This window comes from Pseudomonas sp. 4CAES_32.4 (assembly GCF_058136335.1).
In genome coordinates this window covers 5,201,669-5,225,801 of record NZ_CM176882.1, presented here as the reverse complement: position 1 = coordinate 5,225,801, position 24,133 = coordinate 5,201,669, and the positions used below count along the sequence as shown (strand labels likewise).

At 59.5% G+C, this 24,133-nt stretch carries 24 protein-coding genes and 1 tRNA gene; 8 read left to right on the top strand and 17 right to left on the bottom strand.

Annotated features, from left to right (window positions below; translation table 11 throughout):
* The first annotated feature begins 98 nt into the window (after positions 1 to 98).
* Entirely contained in the window at positions 99 to 1,001 is a 903-nt protein-coding gene (locus AC3Y64_RS23485) for a LysR substrate-binding domain-containing protein (protein WP_489985411.1), read from the top strand.
* Here the strand turns inward: AC3Y64_RS23485 and AC3Y64_RS23480 are convergent.
* Positions 994 to 3,051 carry a methyl-accepting chemotaxis protein gene (locus AC3Y64_RS23480; RefSeq protein ID WP_489985410.1) on the bottom strand — a complete coding sequence of 686 codons (2,058 nt, stop codon included), beginning with the start codon at positions 3,049 to 3,051 and terminating at the stop codon, positions 994 to 996. The genes AC3Y64_RS23485 and AC3Y64_RS23480 overlap by 8 nt on opposite strands.
* Positions 3,052 to 3,491: 440 nt before the next feature.
* Here AC3Y64_RS23480 and AC3Y64_RS23475 point away from each other — a divergent pair, with 440 nt between their 5' ends.
* Positions 3,492 to 4,709, top strand: coding sequence for an MFS transporter (locus AC3Y64_RS23475; protein WP_489985409.1), 1,218 nt, complete (start codon positions 3,492 to 3,494; stop codon positions 4,707 to 4,709).
* A 69-nt stretch (positions 4,710 to 4,778) separates the two neighbouring features.
* Here the strand turns inward: AC3Y64_RS23475 and ychF are convergent, their stop codons facing one another.
* The 8 genes from ychF to AC3Y64_RS23435 all read right to left on the bottom strand — a co-directional run bounded on the left by ychF (position 4,779) and on the right by AC3Y64_RS23435 (position 11,697).
* Positions 4,779 to 5,879, bottom strand: coding sequence for a redox-regulated ATPase YchF (gene ychF, locus AC3Y64_RS23470; protein ID WP_034156038.1), 1,101 nt, complete (start codon positions 5,877 to 5,879; stop codon positions 4,779 to 4,781).
* Between the two features lie 22 nt (positions 5,880 to 5,901).
* Complete coding sequence (gene pth, locus AC3Y64_RS23465; protein WP_129395494.1) at positions 5,902 to 6,486, bottom strand: aminoacyl-tRNA hydrolase; 585 nt, start codon at positions 6,484 to 6,486, stop codon at positions 5,902 to 5,904.
* Between the two features lie 171 nt (positions 6,487 to 6,657).
* Positions 6,658 to 7,257, bottom strand: a complete 600-nt coding sequence (locus AC3Y64_RS23460; RefSeq protein WP_064387646.1) for a 50S ribosomal protein L25/general stress protein Ctc — start codon at positions 7,255 to 7,257, stop codon at positions 6,658 to 6,660.
* A 141-nt stretch (positions 7,258 to 7,398) separates the two neighbouring features.
* A complete protein-coding gene (locus tag AC3Y64_RS23455) occupies positions 7,399 to 8,340 on the bottom strand; it encodes a ribose-phosphate pyrophosphokinase (protein WP_003171603.1) in 942 nt (313 codons plus the stop codon).
* Positions 8,341 to 8,385: 45 nt separating this feature from the next.
* A tRNA-Gln gene (locus AC3Y64_RS23450) sits at positions 8,386 to 8,460 on the bottom strand.
* 36 nt (positions 8,461 to 8,496) lie between these two features.
* The gene (gene ispE, locus AC3Y64_RS23445; RefSeq protein ID WP_489985408.1) at positions 8,497 to 9,348 is read right to left on the bottom strand and encodes a 4-(cytidine 5'-diphospho)-2-C-methyl-D-erythritol kinase; all 852 of its coding nucleotides are present in this window, start codon (positions 9,346 to 9,348) and stop codon (positions 8,497 to 8,499) included.
* 3 nt (positions 9,349 to 9,351) lie between these two features.
* Positions 9,352 to 9,969: a lipoprotein insertase outer membrane protein LolB gene (gene lolB / locus AC3Y64_RS23440; RefSeq protein ID WP_053123767.1), complete on the bottom strand. Its 618-nt coding sequence runs from the start codon at positions 9,967 to 9,969 to the stop codon at positions 9,352 to 9,354.
* A 3-nt stretch (positions 9,970 to 9,972) separates the two neighbouring features.
* On the bottom strand, positions 9,973 to 11,697 hold the full coding sequence (locus AC3Y64_RS23435; RefSeq protein WP_489985407.1) for a tetratricopeptide repeat protein: 1,725 nt from the start codon (positions 11,695 to 11,697) through the stop codon (positions 9,973 to 9,975).
* A 182-nt stretch (positions 11,698 to 11,879) separates the two neighbouring features.
* Here AC3Y64_RS23435 and hemA point away from each other — a divergent pair, with 182 nt between their 5' ends.
* From hemA to AC3Y64_RS23405, 6 genes are all read left to right on the top strand, one after another.
* On the top strand, positions 11,880 to 13,166 hold the full coding sequence (gene hemA, locus AC3Y64_RS23430; RefSeq protein ID WP_007951716.1) for a glutamyl-tRNA reductase: 1,287 nt from the start codon (positions 11,880 to 11,882) through the stop codon (positions 13,164 to 13,166).
* On the top strand, positions 13,163 to 14,245 hold the full coding sequence (gene prfA / locus AC3Y64_RS23425; protein WP_489985406.1) for a peptide chain release factor 1: 1,083 nt from the start codon (positions 13,163 to 13,165) through the stop codon (positions 14,243 to 14,245). Before hemA ends, prfA begins: the two co-directional genes overlap by 4 nt.
* Positions 14,246 to 15,076, top strand: a complete 831-nt coding sequence (prmC, locus tag AC3Y64_RS23420) for a peptide chain release factor N(5)-glutamine methyltransferase (protein ID WP_489985405.1) — start codon at positions 14,246 to 14,248, stop codon at positions 15,074 to 15,076. It begins immediately after the preceding gene.
* Positions 15,070 to 15,825, top strand: a complete 756-nt coding sequence (locus AC3Y64_RS23415) for a molybdopterin-synthase adenylyltransferase MoeB (RefSeq protein WP_489985404.1) — start codon at positions 15,070 to 15,072, stop codon at positions 15,823 to 15,825. Before prmC ends, AC3Y64_RS23415 begins: the two co-directional genes overlap by 7 nt.
* A complete protein-coding gene (murI, locus tag AC3Y64_RS23410) occupies positions 15,818 to 16,609 on the top strand; it encodes a glutamate racemase (RefSeq protein ID WP_489985403.1) in 792 nt (263 codons plus the stop codon). Before AC3Y64_RS23415 ends, murI begins: the two co-directional genes overlap by 8 nt.
* Positions 16,610 to 16,721: 112 nt before the next feature.
* A complete protein-coding gene (locus AC3Y64_RS23405) occupies positions 16,722 to 17,240 on the top strand; it encodes an acyloxyacyl hydrolase (protein ID WP_489985402.1) in 519 nt (172 codons plus the stop codon).
* A 95-nt stretch (positions 17,241 to 17,335) separates the two neighbouring features.
* Here the strand turns inward: AC3Y64_RS23405 and AC3Y64_RS23400 are convergent, their stop codons facing one another.
* From AC3Y64_RS23400 to phrB, 8 genes are read right to left on the bottom strand one after another with little or no spacing between them, the layout of a single operon-like run.
* Entirely contained in the window at positions 17,336 to 17,641 is a 306-nt protein-coding gene (locus AC3Y64_RS23400; protein WP_489985401.1) for a YkgJ family cysteine cluster protein, read from the bottom strand.
* Positions 17,642 to 17,693: 52 nt separating this feature from the next.
* Complete coding sequence (locus AC3Y64_RS23395) at positions 17,694 to 18,185, bottom strand: DUF2878 domain-containing protein (protein WP_489985400.1); 492 nt, start codon at positions 18,183 to 18,185, stop codon at positions 17,694 to 17,696.
* Positions 18,178 to 19,443, bottom strand: coding sequence for a class I SAM-dependent methyltransferase (locus AC3Y64_RS23390; protein ID WP_489985399.1), 1,266 nt, complete (start codon positions 19,441 to 19,443; stop codon positions 18,178 to 18,180). Before AC3Y64_RS23390 ends, AC3Y64_RS23395 begins: the two co-directional genes overlap by 8 nt.
* On the bottom strand, positions 19,430 to 20,245 hold the full coding sequence (locus tag AC3Y64_RS23385; RefSeq protein WP_489985398.1) for a DUF1365 domain-containing protein: 816 nt from the start codon (positions 20,243 to 20,245) through the stop codon (positions 19,430 to 19,432). Before AC3Y64_RS23385 ends, AC3Y64_RS23390 begins: the two co-directional genes overlap by 14 nt.
* The gene (locus AC3Y64_RS23380) at positions 20,242 to 21,489 is read right to left on the bottom strand and encodes an NAD(P)/FAD-dependent oxidoreductase (RefSeq protein WP_489985397.1); all 1,248 of its coding nucleotides are present in this window, start codon (positions 21,487 to 21,489) and stop codon (positions 20,242 to 20,244) included. Before AC3Y64_RS23380 ends, AC3Y64_RS23385 begins: the two co-directional genes overlap by 4 nt.
* Positions 21,486 to 22,268 (bottom strand): SDR family NAD(P)-dependent oxidoreductase, encoded by a 783-nt coding sequence (locus tag AC3Y64_RS23375; RefSeq protein WP_489985396.1) that lies wholly within the window; start codon positions 22,266 to 22,268, stop codon positions 21,486 to 21,488. Before AC3Y64_RS23375 ends, AC3Y64_RS23380 begins: the two co-directional genes overlap by 4 nt.
* The gene (locus AC3Y64_RS23370) at positions 22,265 to 22,687 is read right to left on the bottom strand and encodes a nuclear transport factor 2 family protein (protein ID WP_489985395.1); all 423 of its coding nucleotides are present in this window, start codon (positions 22,685 to 22,687) and stop codon (positions 22,265 to 22,267) included. Before AC3Y64_RS23370 ends, AC3Y64_RS23375 begins: the two co-directional genes overlap by 4 nt.
* Positions 22,680 to 24,125 carry a deoxyribodipyrimidine photo-lyase gene (gene phrB, locus AC3Y64_RS23365; protein WP_489985394.1) on the bottom strand — a complete coding sequence of 482 codons (1,446 nt, stop codon included), beginning with the start codon at positions 24,123 to 24,125 and terminating at the stop codon, positions 22,680 to 22,682. The genes AC3Y64_RS23370 and phrB overlap by 8 nt, the downstream gene beginning before the upstream one ends.
* Positions 24,126 to 24,133: the final 8 nt, after the last annotated feature.

Below are 24,133 nucleotides of genomic sequence, written 5' to 3'. Positions count from 1 at the left end.
GCTGTGGCTCGATTATCAGCCAGGGGTTGCGCGGCGCGACACTTCAATTTAAACATGGCAGGTGTTAGTTAATTTAACAGCCGAAGGTGCCAGGAATCATGCCCGACCACCGTTTGCCGCCGCTCAACGCGGTGCGTGCCTTTGATGCCGCCGCCCGTTTGGGCAGCTATGTCGAAGCCTCGAAAGCCTTGCACGTGACCCAGCCTGCGATTGGCCGCCATGTGAAATTGCTCGAGGATTGGTTGGGCGTCCAACTGTTCGAGCGCACGTCGCGCGGGGTCAACCTGACGCCGGCGGGGGAGAAGTACCACCGCAAGATCAGCGCCGCTTTGCAGTTGATCATCGAAGCCGGCAAAGAGGCGCAGCCCAAGGACGCCGAGCGCTGGCTGCGGATCATGGTGGTGCCGGGTTTTGCCAAGCGCTGGCTGATGCCACGGATCGAAGCGCTGCGGCATCTGCGGCCGGGATTGAAACTGGCCATCGAGCCAAATTCGACTTTCACCGAAGTCGATGGCAAGAGCGCTGATCTGGGCATCGTCTACGGCCTCGACGGGCAATATGCCGACTCGCGGGAAGCGCTGATTTGCCCACGGGTTTTTCCGATCTGCACGCCGGCGTATCTGGCCAGCATCGCACCGATCAACAGCCCGGCCGATCTGGTCAGAAATGACTTGATCCACGTCGATGACGGCGAATGGTGGAACCTGTGGTTCGCCGCGCACGACCTCGATATCCACCTCAATTCCGACATGCTCTACGTCAACAATGACCACGCGCTGTCAGTCGCCGAGAGCGGGCAGGGCATTGCGCTGGCCAACGAGGTGCTGGTGCGTCATGAACTCGCCAGCGGCAAACTGGTACGCGCGGTTGACGCGCAAGTGAAGCTGGAGAGCTATCGGGTGCTGACGCCGTCCGCCGAACTCTCGGCGGATGTGGCGTGGTTTATTCAATGGCTCAAGGCTGAGCTGGAAGCGGATTTCCCCGAGGCCGTGATCAACTGAGACGGAAGCGTGCGGTGTTGTCGCTCAATGCTTTGCTGCCCTGGCTCAGAGTGTCCGCCGCCAGATTCACCGCCCGTGCGCCTTCAAGCAAACGTACGGCGGCCTGATCGACCTGCTGAATATTGCCGCTGACTTCATCGGCGGTGCTCGCCTGTTCTTCAACTGCCGTGGCGATTTGCGCCAAGGTATCGGTGACGCTCTGCACGGCGCTGGCGATTTCGCCCAATCGTTCGCCTAGACCGGTGACTGACTCGGCATCAGTTTGCGCTTGGCCGCAGGCGGCTTCCATCAAACTGACGGCTTCGTTGACCGTGGCGCGCAAGCTGTCGACCGTGCCGGCGATCTGCGCGGTGGATGACTGCGTGCGTTGCGACAGGCTGCGCACCTCATCAGCGACCACAGCAAAACCGCGTCCCTGTTCACCGGCGCGTGCCGCTTCGATGGCCGCGTTGAGCGCCAGCAGATTGGTCTGTTCGGCGACCCCGCGGATGGTGTCGACCACCAGCTGAATCTGCTGGCCTTGCTCGCTGACCCGGCCCAGCGCTGCAGCGGTGTCATTCAAACGTTGATTGAGCTGCTGAATGCTCGCCGTGGTGCGTTGGCTGTCACGGCTGCTGTCGGCGGCGATGCGTCGCGTGTGCTGAGCACTGCCGGAGGCCTGTTCGCAACTCTGCGCGACGCCTTGCGAGGTCGCGGCCAATTGCGTGGCGGCTGCCGCGATCTGGCTGATCTGCAACTGCTGCGCCTCGACTTCGCCGAGGGCGCCGCTGGAATGTTCATTAAGGCTGCGTACCGCGTTGCTCAGTTGCGAGGTCTCGTGATCGACGCCGAGCATGCTGCTGCGCAGTTGCACCACGGCAACGTTGAGTGCGGTGCTGATCGCCGCCAACTCATCGCGGCCCACCACCGGCACTTGCAGGCTGAGGTTGCCGTCGCGCAGGGCTTCCGCCAGCAAGGTGATGCCGCTGGCGCTGCGCCGAATCGATGCTTGCAGACAGACAAACAGGTACAGCGCCGCGAGCAGCAGGCAGCCGAAGATCGCCGCAACGATGATGAACTGACGGATCGCTGAGCTGTGGTAGGCGTCGAGGCGCTGATCCAGCGATACCAGGGATTGCTGGCGCAGAGCAGCGAGGTCGGTCAGCAAAGCGTCGAGATTGCGTTCAAAGTCGTCCGGCTTGAGCGTGATGCTGCCGCCGAACACACCGTCGTCCAGCACCTTCAAGCCGCTGTCGAGGCGTTTCAGGCTGTCGTGGTATTGGCTGGCCCAGCTCTGCTGATCTTTCGGCAGGCGTGCTTCGAGCAGAGTGGCGGTTTTCACCAGTTGCTCGCGGGCATCGCCAATGCGGCTGCGCAGGTCGCGTAATTGCAAACGGCTTTGCAGGGTGAATTGGCCGGAGACCACCGAGGCCTGGCCCACAGCAGCGAGGCGTCCGACGCGTTCGATCAGGTCTGGTGCGTGCTGTGTCGAGATCTGTGTCAGCAGATAGGTTTCCAGCCACGGCGCGAGGGTCAGGCGATTGTCCATGACGATCTGCTCGCGCAACGCTTGAAGGGCGCTGAGGGCGTTGGTGAAACGGTCGTAACCGTCCGGCCACCAACCGACACCGCTGAGGCTTTTCGAATCCAAGCCGTTCAGCGCGGTTTGCAGGGCTTGGTAGCGGGTGAGGGTTTCGCCCTCGGCGCCTTCGTTGTTCAGGGCGTTGCCCAAATCTGTGGTGGCTTGCTGCACGGCCGGTTGCACGGCGTCGAACGCGCTCATTGCAGCGAGGGTGGCCGGTGTCGGTTGGCGATTGGTTTCGGTGGCGCGCCAACGGGCGGCGCGATCACGTTGCGCGGCGAGGAGGTTGTCCAGCGCATCCAGCGCGAGCAACTGCCGTACCCCGGCACGTTCGCCGGAAATCAGATTGAGCTTGTCGCGATAGTCCTGGCCGATCATCAACAGGCTGCCGGCCAACGGCAGAATGAACAACAGAAACAACAACTGAAATTTACCGGCGAAGCCAAACCGCCCCAGCAATTTGATCCCCGGTGAAAGGAAAGCCTGCATGCCCCATGACTCCTCTGGACACCACGCACCATTGGCGTGCATCGCGGTCGTTCGACGTTGATGTTGTGCCCTGCTAAAAGGCCTCGAAAGTTCACTCTTGCCCGCTCTGTAGGCTGGCTCTGTAGCGAAACTTCCCATTGTCGGTGCCCTTTGTAAGGGCGCCGCGTTCAAGGGAAGTAGCAAGGCAAGATTCAGACCATGGCGTTGTGCAATCACTTTGCCGAACACCCGGCCCCTGTAGGAGCTGCCGCAGGCTGCGATCTTTTGATCCTTGTTTTTAAGATCAAGATCAAAAGATCGCAGCCTCCGGCAGCTCCTACAGGGATTGATCGGTGATTCAGTTGATTAGTTAGCTGGCTAAGGGGATGGCGCTGGCGCACTGAAAAATGGCACATTGACGCACCTGCCTGCGTGCACCCATCTGCTGTCCGGAAACTTCCATGGCTATCAGCAACGTTCAGACCGCCGCTGCCTCGGCGTCGACTGCTCCTCAAAGCAGCCCATTGGTGATGCGTATCATCGGCGCGGTGGCGCTGGCGCATTTGATCAACGACCTGATCCAGTCGGTCTTGCCGTCGATCTATCCGATGCTCAAGGCCAACTACGGCCTGACATTCACTCAGGTCGGCCTGATCACTTTGACCTTCCAACTGACCGCATCGCTGTTGCAGCCATGGGTCGGTTATCACACTGATCGTCATCCGAAACCGTGGCTGCTGCCGGCCGGTTCCATTTGCACGCTGATTGGCATCGTGATGATGTCGATGGTCGGCAGTTTCCCGATGATTTTGCTGGCGGCCGCGCTGATCGGTATCGGTTCCTCGACGTTCCACCCTGAAGCCTCGCGGATTGCGCGGCTGGCCTCCGGTGGACGCTTTGGTCTGGCGCAGTCGACCTTTCAGGTCGGTGGTAACGCCGGTTCTGCGTTCGGCCCGCTGCTGGCGGCGGCGATCATTATTCCGTTCGGTCAGGCCAACGTGGCGTGGTTCGGCCTGTTCGCGGTATTTGCGCTGTTCGTGCTGTACCGCATCAGCCGCTGGTATGCCCATCACTTGAATCTGTTCAAGCTCAAGGCCGGTCAGGCAGCGACTCACGGGCTGTCGAAGGGCAGGGTGACCAGTGCGCTGGTGGTGCTGGGGCTGTTGGTGTTTTCCAAGTATTTCTATATGGCCAGCCTCACCAGCTACTTCACCTTCTACTTGATCGAGAAGTTTGACCTGTCGGTGGCCAGTTCACAGTTGCACTTGTTCCTTTTCCTGGGCGCGGTAGCGGCGGGCACCTTCTTCGGTGGACCGATTGGTGACAAGATCGGCCGTAAAGCGGTGATCTGGTTCTCGATCCTCGGCGTGGCGCCGTTCACGTTGCTGATGCCTCACGTTGATCTGTTCTGGACCACTGTCCTCAGCGTGGTGATCGGTTTCATTCTGGCTTCGGCGTTCTCGGCGATCGTGGTCTACGCGCAGGAGCTGGTGCCGGGCAATGTCGGAATGATTGCCGGGGTGTTCTTTGGTTTGATGTTTGGTTTCGGCGGGATTGGTGCGGCGCTGTTGGGGCATCTGGCAGATATTCACGGGATTGAGTACGTGTATTTCCTGTGTTCGTTCTTGCCGTTGTTTGGCGTGTTGGCGATCTTTTTGCCGCGCACCAAAAAGGCTTAAGATCTTTTAACAATCTGTCAGGCACAAAAAAGCCGCGTATCAAACGCGGCTTTTTCTTGGGCGTAACGCTTACACGTTGAAGCGGAAGTGCATCACGTCGCCGTCTTTGACGATGTAATCCTTGCCTTCCAGACGCCATTTACCGGCTTCTTTGGTACCGGCTTCGCCCTTGTACTGGATGAAGTCGTTGTAGGCGATCACTTCGGCGCGGATGAAGCCTTTCTCGAAGTCGGTGTGGATCACGCCGGCAGCCTGAGGTGCGGTGGCACCGACTTTGACGGTCCAGGCGCGGACTTCTTCAACACCGGCGGTGAAGTAGGTCTGCAGGTGCAGCATTTCGTAGCCAGCGCGGATCACGCGGTTCAGGCCAGGCTCTTCCAGGCCCAGAGCCTCGAGGAACATGTCTTTCTCTTCGCCGTCATCCAGCTCGGCGATTTCTGCTTCGATCTTGTTGCAGACCGGAACGACCATCGCGCCTTCTTCTTCGGCGATGGCGCGAACCACGTCCAGGTGCGGGTTGTTCTCGAAACCGTCTTCAGCGACGTTGGCGATGTACATGACCGGTTTGGTGGTCAGCAGGTGGAAGCCCTTGATCACTGCCTTTTCGTCAGTGCTCATGTTCTTCATCAGGCTGCGTGCCGGTTTGGCTTCGGTGAAGTGCGCGATCAATTGCTCAAGCAGAGCTTTCTGAACCACGGCGTCCTTGTCACCGCCCTTGGCATTGCGCGCGACTTTCTGCAGTTGCTTCTCGCAGCTGTCGAGGTCGGCGAAGATCAGCTCCAGATCGATGATTTCGATGTCGCGTTTCGGGTCAACGCTGTTGGAAACGTGGATCACGTTTTCATCTTCAAAGCAGCGCACGACGTGAGCGATCGCGTCGGTTTCGCGGATGTTGGCGAGGAACTTGTTGCCCAGGCCTTCACCTTTCGAGGCGCCGGCCACCAGGCCAGCGATGTCGACGAATTCCATGGTGGTCGGCAGGATGCGCTTCGGATTGACGATGGCCGCCAAGGCTTCCAGACGCGGATCCGGCATCGGCACGATGCCACTGTTCGGCTCGATGGTGCAGAAGGGGAAGTTCTCGGCCGCAATCCCGGATTTGGTCAGGGCGTTGAACAGGGTGGACTTGCCGACGTTAGGCAGGCCGACGATGCCGCAATTGAATCCCATGGTGTTTCCCCTCGGAGTAGAGTCAGGCCTTCTGGCTGTGCAGGTTTTTCATCGCGCGGTTCCATTCACCGGCGAGGATATCCGGCAGCACGCCGAGGGCAAAGTCGATGCTGGCATCGAGTTTTTCCTGTTCGGCGCGTGGCGCACGACCCAGGACGAAATTTGAAACCATACTGGCGACGCCCGGGTGGCCAATGCCAAGCCGCAGGCGGTAGAACGTATTCTGATTGCCCAGTTGCGCAATGATGTCGCGCAACCCGTTGTGACCGCCATGGCCGCCGCCCTGCTTGAGCTTGGCAACGCCCGGAGGCAAGTCGAGTTCGTCGTGCGCCACGAGGATTTCTTCAGGCTTGATGCGGAAGAAACCGGCGAGTGCCGCCACGGCCTGGCCGCTGCGGTTCATGTAGGTGGTGGGAATCAGCAGACGAACATCCTGACCCTGGTGCGAATAGCGCCCGGTCAGGCCGAAATATTTGCGATCGGCCACAAGATTCACATTCTGTGCTTGGGCGATGCGCTCAACAAAAAGGGCCCCTGCGTTATGCCGGGTCTGGTCGTATTCGGCGCCTGGATTTCCCAGGCCAACGATCAGTTTGATGGCAGTCACGATAGGGGCCCTTCCTTTGAGTGGTGAGTAACATCGCCGCGATCAGGGAAAGCGGCGAAAGTGGACGAAAAATGCTCATTTACCATGGATGTAAACTCCGCGTTCTCGCCCGCTTTCTCGCTACGTTCCAGTCCGCGATGTTACTTGCTCACTCAGGCTGAACAGAGTGAATTACTCTGCTGCGCCTTCTTCAGCTTCTGGAGCAACGCGTGGAGCGTGTACGTTTGCAACAGCTTTGTCGTCACCGTGAGCCAGTGCAACGAACTCAACGCCTTTAGGGGCTTTGAGGTCGGACAGGTGAACGATTGCGCCGATTTCCAGAGCCGACAGGTCGACTTCGATGAACTCAGGCAGATCTTTCGGCAGGCAAGTTACTTCGATTTCGTTCAGGACGTGCGAGATCTCGCCGCCTTTCTTGATCGGAGCTTCTTCACCAACAAAGTGCACAGGCACGATAGCGGTCAGTTTCTGGCCGGCTACGACGCGTACGAAGTCAGCGTGCAGAACGTGACCCTTGGACGGGTGACGTTGCAGAGCTTTGATGATGACGTTCTGCTTTTTGCCGCCAACGTTCAGTTCGATAACGTGGCTGTAGGCAGCATCGTTTTCGAGCAGTTTGGCAACTTCTTTGGCCAGCATGCTGATGGATTCAGGGGCTTTTTCGCCACCGTAAACAACAGCTGGAACCAGAGCGGCGAGACGACGCAGGCGGCGGCTCGCACCTTTCCCCAGGTCGGAACGCACTTCAGCATTCAGAGTAAAATCGTTCATTTTGTATCTCCAAAATAGCCATGACCGAGTGGCGTTTGCGACCAGCGCCGAACACGGTATGGGCAAAAAAGCCCCGCCCCGGCAGGAATGCCGGGGCGGGGCGCTTTTCGTCAACGAGACATTTCGAGAAGGGCAGGGCCCTTAGCGGAACATCGCGCTGATCGATTCTTCATTGCTGATGCGGCGAACCGCTTCGGCAACAACCGGTGCGATATCCAGTTGACGGATACGTGCACAGGCTTGTGCTGCAGCGGACAGCGGGATGGTGTTGGTCACCACCAGCTCGTCCAGCACGGAATTTTCGATGTTCTCGATGGCCCGACCCGACAGCACAGGGTGTGTGCAGTAGGCAAAGACCTTGGCTGCGCCATGCTCTTTCAGGGCCTTGGCCGCGTGGCACAGAGTGCCGGCGGTATCGACCATGTCATCGACCAGAATGCAGGTACGCCCTTCGACATCACCGATGATATGCATCACTTCAGAGTGATTGGCTTTCTCACGGCGTTTGTCGATGATCCCGAGGTCCACGCCCAGGGATTTGGCAACGGCACGTGCACGCACGACGCCACCAATGTCCGGGGACACGATCATCAGGTTTTCGAAGCGCTGATCTTCAATGTCATCCACCAGAACCGGGGAGCCGTAGATGTTATCTACCGGAATATCGAAGAAACCCTGAATCTGGTCAGCATGCAGATCAACCGTGAGAACACGGTCGATGCCGACTACGGTAAGCATGTCAGCAACGACTTTCGCGCTGATAGCCACACGTGCGGAACGCGGACGGCGATCCTGACGGGCATAACCAAAATAAGGAATAACAGCAGTGATACGAGTAGCCGAGGAGCGGCGGAAGGCATCAGCCATCACTACCAGTTCCATCAGGTTATCGTTGGTCGGGGCGCAAGTCGGCTGAATAATGAAAACGTCTTTACCGCGAACGTTTTCATTGATCTCGGCAGTAATTTCGCCGTCGGAAAACTTACCGACAGAGATGTCACCGAGAGGGATATGCAGCTGACGTACAACACGCCGAGCCAGATCGGGGTTAGCGTTCCCCGTAAAGACCATCATCTTGGACACGCGCAGTACCTAGAGGCTGAGGGTAACCTGGATGAGTATAGAAAATGGCAGGGGCGGCTGGATTCGAACCAACGCATGGCAGGATCAAAACCTGCTGCCTTACCGCTTGGCGACGCCCCTGTATCTGTTGCATCAAGTGCCGTGCACTTGGTTCCTTTAGAGCAGACTTTGCAGCTTGCGGTGCAACATCGAAACGTTGCTGCCTTTGGCTACAAACCCTGTAAGGGTCTCTGTCAGAAGGGCCGAGACTTTATCAGCTTCAGCTTTGCTTGGGAAGCCCCCAAACACACAACTTCCAGTTCCGGTGAGCTTCGCTTCGGTAAATTTACCTAACAAATCCAATGCGTTACGTACTTCTGGATAACGCCTTGCAACCACCGGCAAGCAGTCATTTCGACTGTTTCCCTCGGGAACGGGGCGCACTTTAATGGGCGGCGTGTTACGTGTCAACAAAGGATCTGAAAAAATTTCTGCCGTACTAACAGAGACTTGCGGCACGAGCACCAGATACCAAGGTTCTTCGGGATCGACCGGGGTGAGTTTCTCGCCTACACCCTCGGCGAAAGCCGCGTGACCACGGACGAAAACCGGCACGTCGGCACCCAGCGAAAGGCCCAGTGCAGCCAGGCGATCTTCGTCCCAACCCAGTTGCCACAAATGATTCAGGCCGAGCAATGTGGTCGCCGCATTCGAGCTGCCGCCACCGATGCCGCCGCCCATGGGCAGCACTTTATCGATCCAGATGTCGATGCCGAGCGCGCAACCGGACTGTTGTTGAAGCATTTTCGCTGCGCGCACGATCAGGTTGCTGTCATGGGGCACGCCGGCGAATTCGGTGTGCAGCTGAATCACGCCGTCATCACGTACGGCAAACGTGATTTCGTCGCCGTAATCGACAAACTGAAACAGCGTCTGCAACTCGTGGTAACCGTCTTCACGGCGACCGAGAATGTGCAGCATCAGGTTGAGTTTGGCCGGCGAGGGCAGGGTCAGGCGTGTAGCGGTCATGCTTTATTGCCCCAACTTGCGCGGTTGCCAGGTCTTGATCACCAGCGTCACGTCAAGGTCGGTGCCGTGCAGCTTGATGCGCTCGGGCAACCAATAGCCATTCTGTTCGGTGTAAGCGGTGTATTCGACTTTCCAGCCATCCTGTTCCAGGCTGGCCAGGCGGCTGTCGGCGTCGAGGTTCAGGCGGCTTTTAGTGTCCGGAGCCGGCAGGCCACGCACCCACCAGGCCAGATTCGACACTGGCAACTTCCAGCCCAGTTGCTCTTCGAGCAAGGCTTCCGGCGATTGCGATTCGTAGCGACCCTGATTGGCGACTTCCAGCGAGACCTTGCCCGGACGCCCGGTCAAACGCGCCGCGCCACGACCCAGCGGGCCGGACAGACGAATGTCGTAGTAGTCCTGACGTTGCAGCCAGAACAGCGTGCCGCTACCGGAATCTTTCGGTGCGCGGATACCGATCTTGCCGTCGATCTGCCAGCCGTCGAGGCCGGTCAGTTGCTGTTTGTTCGCCGCCCATTGAGCTGGACTGCCGTGGCCCTCGACCGATTCGCGAGTGCCGAAACCCGAACAGCCGGCGAGCAGGGCGATGAAGCTGAAAACAATAACGTGGCGCAAAAACATGAGTTAAAGAGTCTCGGATCCGGTCAGGCGCTTGATGGTGCTGCGCAGAATGGTGCTGTCGGGCTGATCCTTGAGGAATTTGCCCCAGACTTGTTTGGCCTCGCGCTGATTGCCCTTGACCCACAGCACTTCGCCCAAATGCGCGGCGACTTCGTGATCAGGGAAACGCTCCAGCGCCTGCCGCAGATATTTCTCGGCGTCGTCCAGATTGCCCATGCGGAAATTCACCCAGCCAAGGCTGTCGAGTACCGCCGGGTCTTCCGGGTTGATCTGGTGGGCCTGCTCGATGAGCGCTTTGGCTTCAGCGTAGCGGGTGGTGCGGTCGGACAGGGTGTAACCCAAAGCGTTCAGCGCCATGGCGTTGTCCGGATCACGCTTGATGATCAGGCGCAGGTCTTTTTCCATCTGCGCCAGATCATTGCGTTTTTCCGCGAGCATCGCCCGGGTGTAGAGCAGATTCAGATCGTCCGGGTATTGCAGCAAGGCTTGCTGCAAGACTTTCCAGGCCTTGTCGTCCTGTTTGTTGGCCGACAGGGTTTCCGATTCGATCAGGTACAACTGAATCGCGTAATCCGGCTGTTCGTCACGCTGGGCGGCGAGTTTGCTTTGCGCTTCAGCGGTCTTGCCGTTGTTCATCAGAATATCGGCCTGACGCAATTGCGCTGGCAGATAATCGTTGCCCGGGCCGACCTGAGCGTACTCGATGAGCGCGCCTTGCGGGTCGTTGCGTTCTTCGGCGATGCGACCGAGGTTCAAGTGCGCCGAGTCGACGTGGCTTTCGCGGGCGATCAGGTCTTCCAGGTAACCCTTGGCCTCATCCCAGGCCTTGGCTTCGAGGCAGACGAGGGCCAGCGAGTAACGCAGTTCGTCGTCTTCCGGGTATTGCTGAACCAGGCTGGAGAACTCGACCTTGGCGTCGTCCATGCGGTCTTGCTCGACCAGCATACGCGCGTAAGTCAGGCGCAGGCGTTTGTCGTCCGGATACTTTTTGATGCTTTTTTGCAGCAACGGCAGCGCTTCGTCGCCACGGTTCAGCACCTGAAGCAGGCGGGCACGCAGCAGGATCGGCGCGATCTCGCCGTCTTCCGGCGGATGGTCTTCGAGCAAGGTCAGCGCCGCTTTATTGTCGCCGTCCTGTTGCAGCAGCAGGGCTTTGCCGAAAATCAGCTGACTGTTGTTCGGGTGGCGCTGCAACAACCGGTCAAAACTTTTCATCAGACCGTTGCGGGTTTCCTGATCGGTGTCAGCCGCCGACAGCGCGAGGAAATCGAAATGGGTGTCGCCCTTGCCCTGCAGGACTTTCTCCATATAGACCATCGAGTCGTCGTAACGCCCGGCGCGGGCCAGTTGCACGGCGGCGGCGCGTTGCGCTTCGAGGTCGTCCGGTGCATTTTTCGCCCAGATCAGCGCGGTATCGAGGGCCGGTTGATCGGCGCCCAGATATTCGGCGATGCGGAACGCACGCTCGGAGACGCCTGGATCCTGCGTGTTGATGGCCTGGGTCACGTAGTTATCCAGAGCAATGTCGAAACGATTGCGCTGGCCGGCGAGTTCGGCGCTCAACAAACTGAAAACGGTTTCCTCGCTGAACGAGCTGTAAACCTTGGGCTTTTCAGGCGCGGGCGTGGTGTCTTCAACCGACGGCGTACCGTCCGGCGACACGGGTGCCAAGGCCTGGCAGCCGCTGAGGAAGACAAAAGCGAGGAGCAACGCGGAAGATCTATTCATATAGGAGAAGGACGACTAACCTGCGGTCGGATCATCATGACACAAGCCTTCGGCCAAACATAACCGAGTCTCAATTGTGCCCATTATAGGGGCTGACGATTGGGACAATAGTCAGCGGTAGTTGTTCTGAATCTTTCGAAGTAGGACAATTGCCGGCTTCACGTCACCATCAGCGACCTTGAATGGCCTTCCTCGCACTCGGTATCAACCACAAGACTGCTTCAGTAGACGTCCGCGAGCGCGTGGCCTTTACGCCTGAGCAGCTGGTGGAAGCCTTGCAGCAGCTCTGCCGACTGACCGACAGCCGCGAGGCTGCGATCCTCTCCACCTGCAATCGCAGTGAGCTTTATATAGAACAGGATCAGCTGTCGGCGGATATCGTGCTGCGCTGGCTGGCCGACTACCACCATTTAAGCCTCGATGAGCTGCGTGCGAGTGCTTATGTGCATGAAGATGATGCGGCAGTTCGTCACATGATGCGCGTCGCCTCCGGGCTCGACTCGCTGGTGCTGGGCGAACCGCAGATTCTCGGTCAGATGAAATCGGCCTACGCCGTGGCGCGCGAGGCCGGCACCATCGGCCCGCTGTTGGGGCGACTGTTTCAAGCGACGTTCAATGCCGCCAAGCAGGTGCGCACCGACACCGCGATCGGTGAAAACCCGGTGTCCGTGGCATTTGCTGCCGTCAGCCTGGCGAAACAGATTTTCAGCGATTTGCAACGCAGCCAGGCCTTGCTGATCGGCGCCGGCGAGACCATCACTCTGGTCGCCCGCCATTTGCATGAGCTGGGCGTCAAGCGCATCGTCGTCGCCAACCGTACGCTCGAGCGCGCCAGCCTGTTGGCCGAGCAGTTCGGCGCCCACGCAGTTTTGCTGTCGGACATCCCGGCCGAACTGGTGCGCAGCGACATCGTCATCAGTTCGACCGCCAGTCAGTTGCCGATTCTGGGCAAGGGCGCGGTGGAAAGCGCGCTGAAACTGCGCAAGCACAAACCGATCTTCATGGTCGACATCGCCGTTCCCCGCGATATCGAGCCAGAAGTCGGCGAGTTGGATGACGTTTACCTTTATAGCGTCGACGATCTGCATGAAGTGGTCGCCGAAAACCTCAAGAGTCGTCAGGGTGCAGCCCAGGCGGCGGAAGAGATGGTCTCGGTCGGCGCCGATGATTTCATGGTGCGCCTGCGCGAACTGGCGGCGGTGGATGTGCTCAAGGCCTATCGTCAACAGAGCGAACGCCTGCGCGACGAGGAGCTGCAAAAAGCCCTGCGTCTGCTGGCCAACGGCGGCAATGCCGAAGATGTGCTCGGGCAACTCGCCCGGGGTCTGACCAATAAACTGTTGCATGCGCCCAGCGTGCAACTGAAAAAGCTTTCTGCCGAAGGCCGCCTCGATGCGCTGGCCATGGCTCAGGAACTCTTTGCCCTTGAGGGCTCACCGGATAGCTTTTCGGATAAAAAACCGCAATGAAAGCGTCACTGCTCAATAAGCTGGATGTCCTCCAGGACCGTTTCGAGGAACTGACCGCGTTGCTCGGCGACGGCGAAGTCATTTCCGATCAAACCAAGTTCCGCGCCTATTCCAAGGAATACGCCGAACTCGAACCGGTCGTGCAAGGCTATAAAAAGCTGCTCGGCGTACAAAGCGATCTTGAAAGCGCGCAGGCGCTGCTCAAGGACAGCGACCCGGACATGCGTGAAATGGCCGTGGAAGAAGTCCGCGAAGCCAAGGAGTTGCTGATCACCCTGGAATCCGATCTGCAGCGCATGTTGCTGCCCAAGGATCCCAACGACGGGCGCAACGTGTTCCTCGAAATCCGCGCCGGCACCGGTGGCGACGAGGCGGCGATTTTCTCCGGCGACCTGTTCCGCATGTACTCGCGTTACGCCGAGCGTCGCGGCTGGCGCGTGGAAATCCTTTCGGAAAACGAAGGCGAACACGGTGGCTATAAAGAAGTCATCGCGCGCATCGAAGGCGACAACGTTTACGGCAAGCTGAAATTCGAATCCGGCGCGCACCGCGTACAGCGTGTACCCGCCACCGAATCCCAAGGCCGTATCCACACCTCGGCGTGCACCGTGGCGGTGTTGCCCGAGCCGGACGAGCGCGAAGCCATCGAGATCAACCCGGCGGATTTGCGCGTCGACACGTTCCGCTCCTCCGGGGCCGGTGGTCAGCACGTCAACACCACCGACTCGGCAATCCGCATCACGCACATACCGACCGGCACCGTCGTCGAGTGTCAGGAAGAGCGTTCCCAGCACAAGAACCGGGCGCGGGCGATGGCCTGGCTGTCGGCCAAGCTCAATGATCAGCAGACCGCAGCGGCGGCGAATGCCATCGCCAGCGAGCGTAAATTGCTGGTCGGTTCCGGCGACCGTTCCGAGCGCATCCGCACCTACAACTTTGCTCAGGGCCGGGTCACCGACCACCGCGTCAACCTGACCCTGTACTCGCTGGATGAAATTCTCGCCGGTGGCGTTGAAGCAGTGATCGAGCCGTTGCTGGCCGAATACCAGGCGGACCAACTCGCCGCGATAGGTGAATAAATGACCATCATCGCCAGCCTGCTGCGCGCCGCTGAACTGCCGGACTCGCCCACCGCGCGTCTGGACGCCGAGTTGCTCCTCGCCGCCGCGCTGGGCAAGTCGCGCAGCTTTTTGCACACCTGGCCCGAGCGCATCGTGCCGAGCGAAGCGGCGCTGACCTTTGCTGAATACCTGCAACGTCGTCGTGGCGGTGAGCCGGTGGCCTACATTCTCGGTCAGCAGGGTTTCTGGAAACTCGACCTGGAAGTCGCGCCGCACACATTGATCCCGCGCCCGGACACCGAGTTGCTGGTGGAAGCGGCGCTGGAATTGCTCCCCGCGACTCCGGCCAAGGTGCTCGATCTCGGCACCGGCAGCGGCGCGATTGCCTTGGCGTTGGCCAGTGAGCGCCCAGCGTGGAAAGTCACCGCCGTGGACCGTGTGCTCGAAGCCGTGGCACTTGCTGAGCGCAATCGTCAGCGTCTGCATTTGAACAACGCCACGGTGCTGAGCAGCCATTGGTTCAGTGCGCTGGAAGGTCAGCGTTTTCAGTTGATCATCAGCAACCCGCCGTACATTGCCGCTACCGATCCGCATCTGGTCGAAGGCGATGTGCGCTTCGAACCGGCCAGTGCGTTGGTCGCCGGTGAAGACGGGCTCGACGATCTGCGTCTGATCGTCGCCCAGGCCCCGGATCATCTGGAGGCCGCTGGCTGGCTGATGCTCGAACATGGCTATGATCAAGCCGAAGCCGTGCGCGATCTGCTGCTGACGCGCGGTTTCGAAGAAGTCCACAGCCGCACCGATCTGGGCGGCCATCAACGCATCAGTCTGGGGCGCTTGCCGTGCTGAATGATCAGGAGTTGCTGCGCTACAGTCGGCAGATTCTGCTGCAACACATCGACATCGATGGGCAGTTGAAGCTCAAGGACAGTCGCGTGCTGATCGTCGGTCTCGGCGGTCTCGGTGCGCCGGTGGCGTTGTATCTGGCGGCGGCGGGAGTCGGTGAACTGCACTTGGCGGATTTCGACACGGTCGACCTGACCAACCTGCAACGCCAGATCATTCATGACACCGACAGCGTCGGCATGAGCAAGGTCGACTCGGCGCTCAAACGTCTGAGTGCGATCAATCCCGAGATTCAATTGATCGCCCATCGTCAGGCGCTGGACGAGGATTCCCTCGCCGCTGCTGTGACAGCGGTGGATCTGGTGCTCGACTGTTCCGATAATTTCTCCACCCGCGAAGCGGTCAACGCCGCGTGCGTGGCTGCGCAAAAGCCACTGGTCAGCGGCGCGGCGATTCGTCTCGAAGGGCAGTTGTCGGTGTTCGACCCGCGTCGCGCCGAGAGCCCGTGCTACCACTGCTTGTACGGCCATGGCAGCGAAGCTGAACTGACGTGCAGCGAGGCCGGTGTAGTCGGGCCGCTGGTGGGGCTGGTGGGCAGCCTTCAGGCGTTGGAAGCGTTGAAAGTGTTGGTCGGTTTTGGCGAGCCTCTGGTCGGTCGCTTGTTGCTGATTGATGCATTGGGTTCGCGTTTCCGTGAGCTGCGGGTCAAGCGCGATCCGGGTTGCAGCGTCTGTGGCCCGCGCCATGCGTGAAGCGCCCATCGGCGTATTCGACTCCGGCGTCGGCGGTTTGTCGGTCCTGGCAGAAATCCAGCGCTTGCTGCCCAATGAATCGCTGCTGTACGTCGCCGATTGCGGGCATATTCCCTACGGCGAAAAAACCCCGGAATTCATTCGGCAGCGCTGCAGCGTGATGGCCGGATTTTTCCGCGAACAGGGCGCCAAGGCGTTGGTGCTGGCGTGCAATACCGCGACCGTTGCCGGTGTGGCTGATTTGCGCCGTGATTTTCCCGACTGGCCGCTGGTCGGCATGGAACCGGCGGTCAAACCCGCAGCGGCCGCGACGCGCAGCGGTGTGGTCGGCGTGCTCGCCACCACCGGGACTTTGCAGAGCGCCAAGTTCGCCGCGTTGCTTGATCGCTTCGCCACTGACGTGCGAGTGATCACCCAGCCGTGTCCCGGTCTGGTCGAATTGATTGAGAGTGGCGATCTGCACAGCGCCGAGTTGCGCGCGCTGCTGCAAAGTTATGTCGACCCGCTGTTGGCCAGCGGCTGCGACACGATCATTCTCGGCTGCACCCACTATCCTTTTCTCAAACCGATGCTCAAGTCGATGATCCCCGAGGACATCAGCCTGATCGATACCGGTGCCGCCGTGGCGCGGCAACTTCAGCGTTTGTTGGCGGAACGCGATTTGCTCGCGGTCGGCCCGAACCAACCGGTCAGATTCTGGACCAGTGCCGATCCGCAGTACTTTAAAAACATCCTGCCGCTACTGGGGCAAACAGCGGAGAAAGTGCAAAAATTCAGCTTGTAAAAAAAATGTGAAATAACTAAAAAATGAGCTGAACTTCTGAGCAAGCGCTAGCTTCTATAGCGATGAGTTACCTAGAAAACCAAACGATCGTTCCGGAAAAGGAAGTTTCAACGTGAAGCGACTATTCTGCTTGGCCGCGATTGCGGCCGCACTGATGGGGCAAAGTGTTACTGCACAAGCGGCAGGTGTTGAGTTTGCGGTGGGGGCCACTAGCGATTCGACCATGACGTACCGCTTGGGCATGAATTTCGATTGGGACAAGAGCTGGCTGCAGAGCGACGTCGGTCGCCTGACCGGTTACTGGAGCGGTGCCTACACCTATTGGGAAGGCGACAAGACTTCCAGCAACAACAGCCTGTCGTTCTCGCCGGTGTTTGTTTACGAGTTTGCCGGTCAGTCGGTCAAACCGTATATCGAAGCGGGCATTGGTGTGGCTGCGTTCTCCAACACCAAGTATGAAAGCAACAACATTGGCGGTTCTTTCCAGTTCGAAGACCGTCTCGGTTTTGGTCTGCGCTTCAATGGCGGGCATGAAGTCGGGATCCGGGCAACGCACTATTCCAACGCCGGCCTGGCCAGTGATAACGACGGCGTAGAAAGTTACGCGCTGCATTACACGATGCCGTTGTAAGCAAGATCAAAAGATCGCAGCCTTCGGCAGCTCCTACATGGGATCGCGTTTCACCTGTAGGAGCTGCCGAAGGCTGCGATCTTTTGTTTTCGGGATCAGCGGTAGGCAGTACTGATGCCCTGACGCTCTTCAATGCACTCAGGTGCACCCATCTCAAACTCGCGGCAGATCAGCGGACGCTTTTCGTAAATCGTGCACATCATCGTGTCGCGATCCAGCGCCGCGCACCAACCGTCGTCCAGACGCAGCATCACTTCGCCGCCCCACTCATCGGTATCGATAAAGCGATCCGGCACGCCGGTGTCGGTGATCAGCATCACTTCGAGCTGGCAGCAGCACGCCGCGCAGGTCGAACAGGTGACCGCAGGCTCGCTGATTTGCTGGTGGGGAATGGTTTTCATGGCGGCAGTGTAAGGCAGTCGCCGGGTTGCGTGTGAAAGCTCTGACAGACGCTCAGTGCGCCAGGCGCCGAGCCATCGTGTGCAACAGCGGAAACAACAGCGCCCAGAGCAGGCCGATGCCGATCAGCGTGGGTAATTCGCCGTAGGGAAATCGCACGCCGGCCAGATGTCCACCGCCGTAATACGACAACGCACCGCCGACCGCGCCCAGCACACTCGCCAGCCACCACGGTCGGGCGCTCCATTGCAGACAGTGACGCAGCGTGGTCGCCAGCAGCGCCCACAACAGCATCAGCCATAGCGGAATCAGCGGTGATTGATCGCGGAATTCGAACACGCCCAAACCACGCAAAACGCTGTCCAGCGCCGTGCCGACAATCACCACGCTGAGAATCAAGCGGCCCTCAGCCGCCCAACTGCTGATCCAGCAAAGATGAATCACCAGTACCGCCAGTGCCAATAACAACCACAAACTATTGCCACCGAGCACGCAGGTCAGCCAGCCGATCTGGAACAGCACGGCATTGGCGATACGTTCAGGCATCGAAGCGGCCAAGCAGCGGCGCGGTCATTGCGGCCGGTTTGGCCAGCAGCAATTGCGCGGTGCCGATGGTGCGTTCGAGGAAGCCACCCTCGCAGTAGCACAGGTAAAACTCCCACAGCCGCAGGAAGTAGTCGTCGTAACCCAACTCGGTCAAACGACCATGGGCGCGGCGAAAGTTCTCGTGCCACAGGCGCAGGGTTTTCGCGTAATGCAGGCCGAAATCTTCCATGTGCAGCAGGTTCATGTCGGTGTCGCGGCCGACCACTTCGAGCATCTTCTGCACGCAGGGCAGGGCGCCACCGGGGAAAATGTAGCGCTGAATGAAATCGACGCCGCGCTTGGCCTGTTCATAGCGTTGCTCGCGAATGGTGATCGCCTGAATCAGCATCAGGCCGTTGCTCTTGAGCAGCTGCGCGCACTGTTTGAAGTAGGTCGGCAGAAAGCGATGGCCGACCGCTTCGATCATCTCGATCGACACCAGTTTGTCGTATTCGCCGGTGAGGTCGCGATAGTCCTTGAGCAGCAGCGTCACTTGTTGCTGCAAGCCGAGTTGTTCGATGCGCTGCGCGGTAAACGCATACTGCTCTTTTGACAGCGTTGTGGTGGTGACGCGGCAGCCATAATTCTGCGCGGCATAAAGCGCCATGCTGCCCCAACCGGTGCCGATCTCGAGCAAATGGTCACTGGGCTTGAGCGCGAGTTTCTGGCAAATCCGTTCGAGTTTGTTCAGTTGCGCCTGCTCAAGCGTGTCTTCGGGCGTGAGGAACTGCGCTGCCGAATACATCATCGTCGGGTCGAGAAACTGTTCGAACAGATCGTTGCCGAGGTCGTAATGCGCGGCGATGTTTTTCTGCGAACCCTTGCGTGTATTGCGATTGAGCCAGTGCAGGCCTTGCACCAATGGCCGGCTGATTCGGGCCAGGCCACCCTCCATTGCATCGAGCACATCGAGGTTGCTGACGAACACGCGCACCACTGCGGTCAGATCCGGCGAACTCCAATAGCCGTGAATAAAAGCCTCGCCGGCGCCAATCGAGCCGTTGCTGGCCACCATGCCCCACACCGCCGAATCCAGCACATGGATTTCCCCGAGCAAGGCGCTGCCGGGTGTGCCGAACATCAACCGTTCGTCATCCTCGACCACCAGCAGTTGCCCGTGTTTGAGCTGACCCAGTTGACGCAATACGCCACGGCGCAGCAGCGAACCGGTCAAACCGTTGGTGCTGAGCCGACTGACCGACAGGCTAGGGGATTTCATGGCGGTGCTCCTTGGGAGGCACAGTGGCGGTTTGAAAGCTGCCGTCGGCAGCCTGATGAGCAAAGATCGGCGCGCGTTTGAGCAGCAGTCGTAGTGCTTGCCAGTAAATCGCCAGGGCGGTTTTCGCGGTCATCCACGGAAAGCGCCGCAGGTAGCGATGCAGGCTGCGACGGTCGAGGCTTTCGCGTTGCAAGTTCAGCGTCGCGTCGAACAGTTTTTCTTCGCCCTGCCAGTCGGCCATGTGCACGCCGAGGGTTTTCGCTGCGGGGCTGAAGCTCATGCGGTATTCGAGATCGCGCGGCAAAAACGGTGAAACGTGAAAGGCTTTGGCCACGGCAAAATGCTGATGAAAATCCTGCAGATTGCTCGGCGTACGTGCCGGCAACACATAGTGGTAACGCTCGCGCCATGGCGTGTTGGTGACTTCACAGACAATCGCCGCCAGTTGCCCGTCCGCCTCGTGGCAATAAAAGAAGCTCACCGGGTTGAACGACAAGCCCCAGCTACGCGCCTGGGTCAGCAGGCAGATCGAGCCTTGTGGTTCGTGGCCGATGGCGGCGCCGACCTGCTGGCGCACGGCATCGATCAGGCGCACACCGCGACGGGTAAAACTCTTCAGGTAATCGGTTTCGCGAAACGAGAACGGCGCAAAGCGGCTGCGCCCCGCCAGCGGCGACAGGGCGAGCACGGCGTCCTGTTCGCTAAGATCGAGATAGAGCAAGCCGATCCTGTAGCGGAAGGCATGCGCGCGCGGCGAGAAGCGCCGATGGCCGATCCAGCCGCTATAAAGGGCGCTGTTCATAGGGTTTCCCCGAACACCGACGCCACGCGCAAGGCGCTGACTACGCCGTCTTCATGGAAACCATTGGCCCAGTAGGCGCCGCAAAAATGTGTGTGTTGCGCGCCATCCAGTTCCGCCCAGCGATTCTGCGCCGCCACCGCCGCGAGGCTGTATTGCGGATGAGCGTAGGTATATTTGGCGAGCACTTTGTCCGGGCTGATACCGGCGCTTTGATTGAGGCTGACGCAGAACGTGGTGTCGCTCTGAATGCCTTGCAGGATGTTCATGTCGTAGGTGACGGCGGCGTGGGTGTGGCCGGCGCCGCTGAGGCGATAATTCCAGCTGGCCCAGGCCAGTTTGCGTGTTGGCAGCAAACGCGTGTCGGTGTGCAACACCACTTCATTGTCGGCGTAGGGCAGGGCGCCGAGGATCTCGCGTTCGGCACCGCTCGGGCTGGCGAGCAATTTCAGCGCCTGATCGCTGTGACAGGCGAACACCACTTTGTCGAAATGCTCGATGCCGGCCGGGCTGTGGATAACTACGCCGTGTTCATCGCGATCCACCCTCGCCACTGGGCAGTTAAGGCGGATCTTGTCTTTGAACGAAGCGGTCAGCGGCGCCACGTAGGCACTGGAACCGCCTTCGATGACTTGCCATTGCGGACGATCACTGACTGACAACAACCCGTGATTCTTGAAGAAGCGCACAAAGAACTGCAGCGGAAAATTTAGCATCTCGGCCATCGGCATCGACCAGATCGCTGCGCCCATCGGCACGATGTAATGCAGGATGAAGCGCTCGCCGTAATTCCCTGCCTTCAGGTAATCGTCGAGGGTCATGTCGCTGGAAATGCGCAGCTCGGCAAGGTCGCGCTGGGCTTCTTTGTTGAAGCGCAGAATATCGCGCAACATGGCCCAGAACCCCGGCGACAACAGATTGCTGCGCTGGGCGAACAGGCTGTTGAGGTTGTTGCCGTTGTACTCCAGGCCAGTGTCCGGATCGCTCACCGAAAAACTCATTTCGGTGGCTTTGAAGGGCACACCGAGTTGGCCGAGCAGGCGAATGAAATTCGGATAGGTCCAGTCGTTGAACACGATGAAGCCGGTGTCCACCGCGTACTGTTGACCGTCGACCGTCACCTCGACCGTGTGCGTGTGGCCACCGACCCAGTCGCTGGCCTCGAACACGTGCACGTCATGGCGGCGATTGAGCAGGTGAGCGCAGGTGAGCCCGGCGATCCCGCTGCCGACGATAGCGATTTTCATGCTGGATCCCGCAGCGGTGGCGACTTGCGCACCATGCGCTTGCCGATCGCCAGTTGCAGGCTGGCCGGGAGTTTCGACAACGGCCACAACGCCGCCATGAACAGCGCCGGAAAGGTAATTTCCAGTGGCCGATCCTTGAGTTTGGCGAAGATGTGCCGCGCAGCTTTATCCACAGGCCAACTGAGCGGCATGGGGAAATCGTTCTTGGCGGTCAACGGTGTTTCGACGAAACCGGGGCTGACGATGGTGACTTCAATGCCTTCATCCGCCAGATCAATGCGCAGCGATTCGAACAGGTAACGCAGTCCGGCCTTCGACGCGCCATAGGCTTCGGCCCGAGGCAGCGGCAGGTAGGTCACCGAACTGGCCACGCCAATCAGATGCGGTGCGGTGCCTTTGCGCAGCAACGGCAGGGCGGCTTCGATGCAATAGCTGCTGGCGAGCAGATTGGTGCGTACCACGTGCTCGATGATCGATGCGTCGAACTGCTTGGCATCGACATATTCACAGGTGCCGGCGTTGAGAATCACCGAGTCCAGCGAGCCCCAGACCTCAGCGATCTGCTCACCGATTTCGCGCACGGTCTGGCTGTTGGTCAGATCACCCGGCACCACCAATACCTGGCCGGGATAACGCTGTGACAAGACTTTCAGCGCCGGAACCGAGCGCGAACTGACCGCCAGATGCGCACCGGATTTCAGAATCTCTTCAGCCAGGGCCGCGCCGATACCACTGCTGGCTCCGGTCAACCAATAACGCCGTGGAGGTGTACGACTCATCCCATTCTCCTTTTTAGCCAGGTGATCACCTGGCCCAATACGGGTACATGCTCATACAACAGCGCCCCGGCATCGAAGTAATCCCGGTGGCGATAAACCTTGTCGCGCCAGAGCAGATGCGAGCAACCGCTGACGCGAATCACTTTGCCGCCCGCCAGGCGCGGATGGCGATAACTCATGACCCAACGCAGATAGCCTTCGCCGTCGCTGATCTGATCGAAGCCATGAAAATCAAACCGCAGCTCGCTGACGTTGGCGTACAGCTCGCTGAAATAATCGTGCAGTTGCTTGAGCCCCTGCACTTCGTGCAACGGGTCGGTGAAATGAATGTCATCGCTGTACAGCTCGCCTAGCCGGTGCAGGTTGTCTTTGTTCAACTCGCAGAATTGGTGGGCGAAGCGGCGCAGGAATTCACTCATCTTCACCTCCCATCGAGGTGCGCGATGGCAGATTCTTGAACGCGGCCAGTGCCCGTTCGCGTGAGGCGCTGAGGTTGACGATCGGCGACGGATAATCGGCGACGCCGAACAGCCCGCCTATCTTGGCCGGGTTGTGGATTTCCTTCTTGTTGAGCCCGGCCAGTTCCGGCAGCCAGTGCTTGATGAACAGGCCTTCGCTATCGAATTTTTCCGACTGGCTCAGCGGGTTGAAGATGCGGAAGTACGGCGCGGAGTCGGTGCCGGTCGAAGAGCTCCACTGCCAGCCGCCATTGTTCGCCGCCAGATCGCCGTCGATCAGATGACGCATGAAAAAGCGCTCGCCTTCACGCCAATCGATCAGCAAATTCTTGGTCAGGAACATTGCCACCACCATGCGCAGGCGGTTGTGCATCCAGCCGGTGTCGAGCAGTTGGCGCATGGCGGCGTCGATGATTGGCAGGCCGGTGCGCGCCTCTTGCCACGCCTTGAGTTCGTCTGGCGCATCACGCCAGGCCAGCGCTTCGGTTTCCGGGCGGAACGCACGGTGACGCGAGACCCGCGGATAGCCGACCAGAATGTGCTTGTAGAACTCGCGCCACAGCAGTTCGTTGATCCAGGTGACAGCGCCGACCTTGCCGCTTTCGAACTCACCCTGATTGCTTTGCAACGCGGCGTGCAGGCATTGGCGCGGCGAAATCACGCCCGCTGCCAGATATGCCGAGAGCTGACTGGTGCCGGGTTTGGCCGGGAAGTCGCGTTCGCTTTGGTAGTAATCGATTTGCGCGTCGGTGAAGGTGTCGAGGCGACGTCGGGCTTCTTTTTCACCGGCCGGCCAAAGGGCTTGAAGGGATTCGCTCGGGGTGGCGAAGCCTTTGACTGAGTCAGGAATCGGGTCGCTGTCGATCTTCAGTTTTGCTTGCTTGCCGGGGGCTTTGACCAATGCCGGCATTGAGCGATGCAGGCGCTCGTAGCAAACCTTTCGGAACTGGCTGAATACTTTGAAGTAGGTGTCAGTCTTGGTCAGCACCGTGCCCGGTTTGAACAGCAACTGATCGAGGTAGCTGTAAAAGTCGATGCCTTCAGCCTGCAGCGTTTCGGCCACTGCTGCATCGCGACGGCTTTCGTGGACGCCGTATTCTTCGTTGACGTGAACTGCTTCGATCTTCAGTTGCCGGCACAACTTGAGCAGTTCTGCCGGGGCTTGATCCCAATGGGGGGCGGTGCGGATCAACAAAGGAATGTGCAGTGCACCGAGGCTTTCGCTCAGCTCTTTGAGATTGCGCAACCAGAAGTCGACCTTGCACGCGGCATCGTCGTGTTCCAGCCACTGCTGCGGGCTCAACAGGTACACGGCCACAGTCGGGCCGCGTGCTGCGGCGGCCGCGAGGGCGGTGTTGTCGTGTTGGCGCAAGTCGCTGCGCAGCCAGATCAATTGCATGACATTAA

Coding starts and splice junctions, on each gene's coding strand:
- ispE (WP_489985408.1), bottom strand. CDS start 9,348: ATGACCGCTACACGCCTGACCCTGCCCTCGCCGGCCAAACTCAACCTG.
- AC3Y64_RS23475 (WP_489985409.1), top strand. CDS start 3,492: ATGGCTATCAGCAACGTTCAGACCGCCGCTGCCTCGGCGTCGACTGCT.
- AC3Y64_RS23390 (WP_489985399.1), bottom strand. CDS start 19,443: ATGAAATCCCCTAGCCTGTCGGTCAGTCGGCTCAGCACCAACGGTTTG.
- AC3Y64_RS23460 (WP_064387646.1), bottom strand. CDS start 7,257: ATGAACGATTTTACTCTGAATGCTGAAGTGCGTTCCGACCTGGGGAAA.
- prmC (WP_489985405.1), top strand. CDS start 14,246: ATGACCATCATCGCCAGCCTGCTGCGCGCCGCTGAACTGCCGGACTCG.
- AC3Y64_RS23400 (WP_489985401.1), bottom strand. CDS start 17,641: ATGAAAACCATTCCCCACCAGCAAATCAGCGAGCCTGCGGTCACCTGT.
- ychF (WP_034156038.1), bottom strand. CDS start 5,879: ATGGGATTCAATTGCGGCATCGTCGGCCTGCCTAACGTCGGCAAGTCC.
- AC3Y64_RS23435 (WP_489985407.1), bottom strand. CDS start 11,697: ATGAATAGATCTTCCGCGTTGCTCCTCGCTTTTGTCTTCCTCAGCGGC.
- AC3Y64_RS23385 (WP_489985398.1), bottom strand. CDS start 20,245: ATGAACAGCGCCCTTTATAGCGGCTGGATCGGCCATCGGCGCTTCTCG.
- AC3Y64_RS23375 (WP_489985396.1), bottom strand. CDS start 22,268: ATGAGTCGTACACCTCCACGGCGTTATTGGTTGACCGGAGCCAGCAGT.
- lolB (WP_053123767.1), bottom strand. CDS start 9,969: ATGTTTTTGCGCCACGTTATTGTTTTCAGCTTCATCGCCCTGCTCGCC.
- phrB (WP_489985394.1), bottom strand. CDS start 24,125: ATGCAATTGATCTGGCTGCGCAGCGACTTGCGCCAACACGACAACACC.
- hemA (WP_007951716.1), top strand. CDS start 11,880: ATGGCCTTCCTCGCACTCGGTATCAACCACAAGACTGCTTCAGTAGAC.
- AC3Y64_RS23485 (WP_489985411.1), top strand. CDS start 99: ATGCCCGACCACCGTTTGCCGCCGCTCAACGCGGTGCGTGCCTTTGAT.
- AC3Y64_RS23380 (WP_489985397.1), bottom strand. CDS start 21,489: ATGAAAATCGCTATCGTCGGCAGCGGGATCGCCGGGCTCACCTGCGCT.
- murI (WP_489985403.1), top strand. CDS start 15,818: ATGCGTGAAGCGCCCATCGGCGTATTCGACTCCGGCGTCGGCGGTTTG.
- prfA (WP_489985406.1), top strand. CDS start 13,163: ATGAAAGCGTCACTGCTCAATAAGCTGGATGTCCTCCAGGACCGTTTC.
- AC3Y64_RS23370 (WP_489985395.1), bottom strand. CDS start 22,687: ATGAGTGAATTCCTGCGCCGCTTCGCCCACCAATTCTGCGAGTTGAAC.
- AC3Y64_RS23480 (WP_489985410.1), bottom strand. CDS start 3,051: ATGCAGGCTTTCCTTTCACCGGGGATCAAATTGCTGGGGCGGTTTGGC.
- AC3Y64_RS23395 (WP_489985400.1), bottom strand. CDS start 18,185: ATGCCTGAACGTATCGCCAATGCCGTGCTGTTCCAGATCGGCTGGCTG.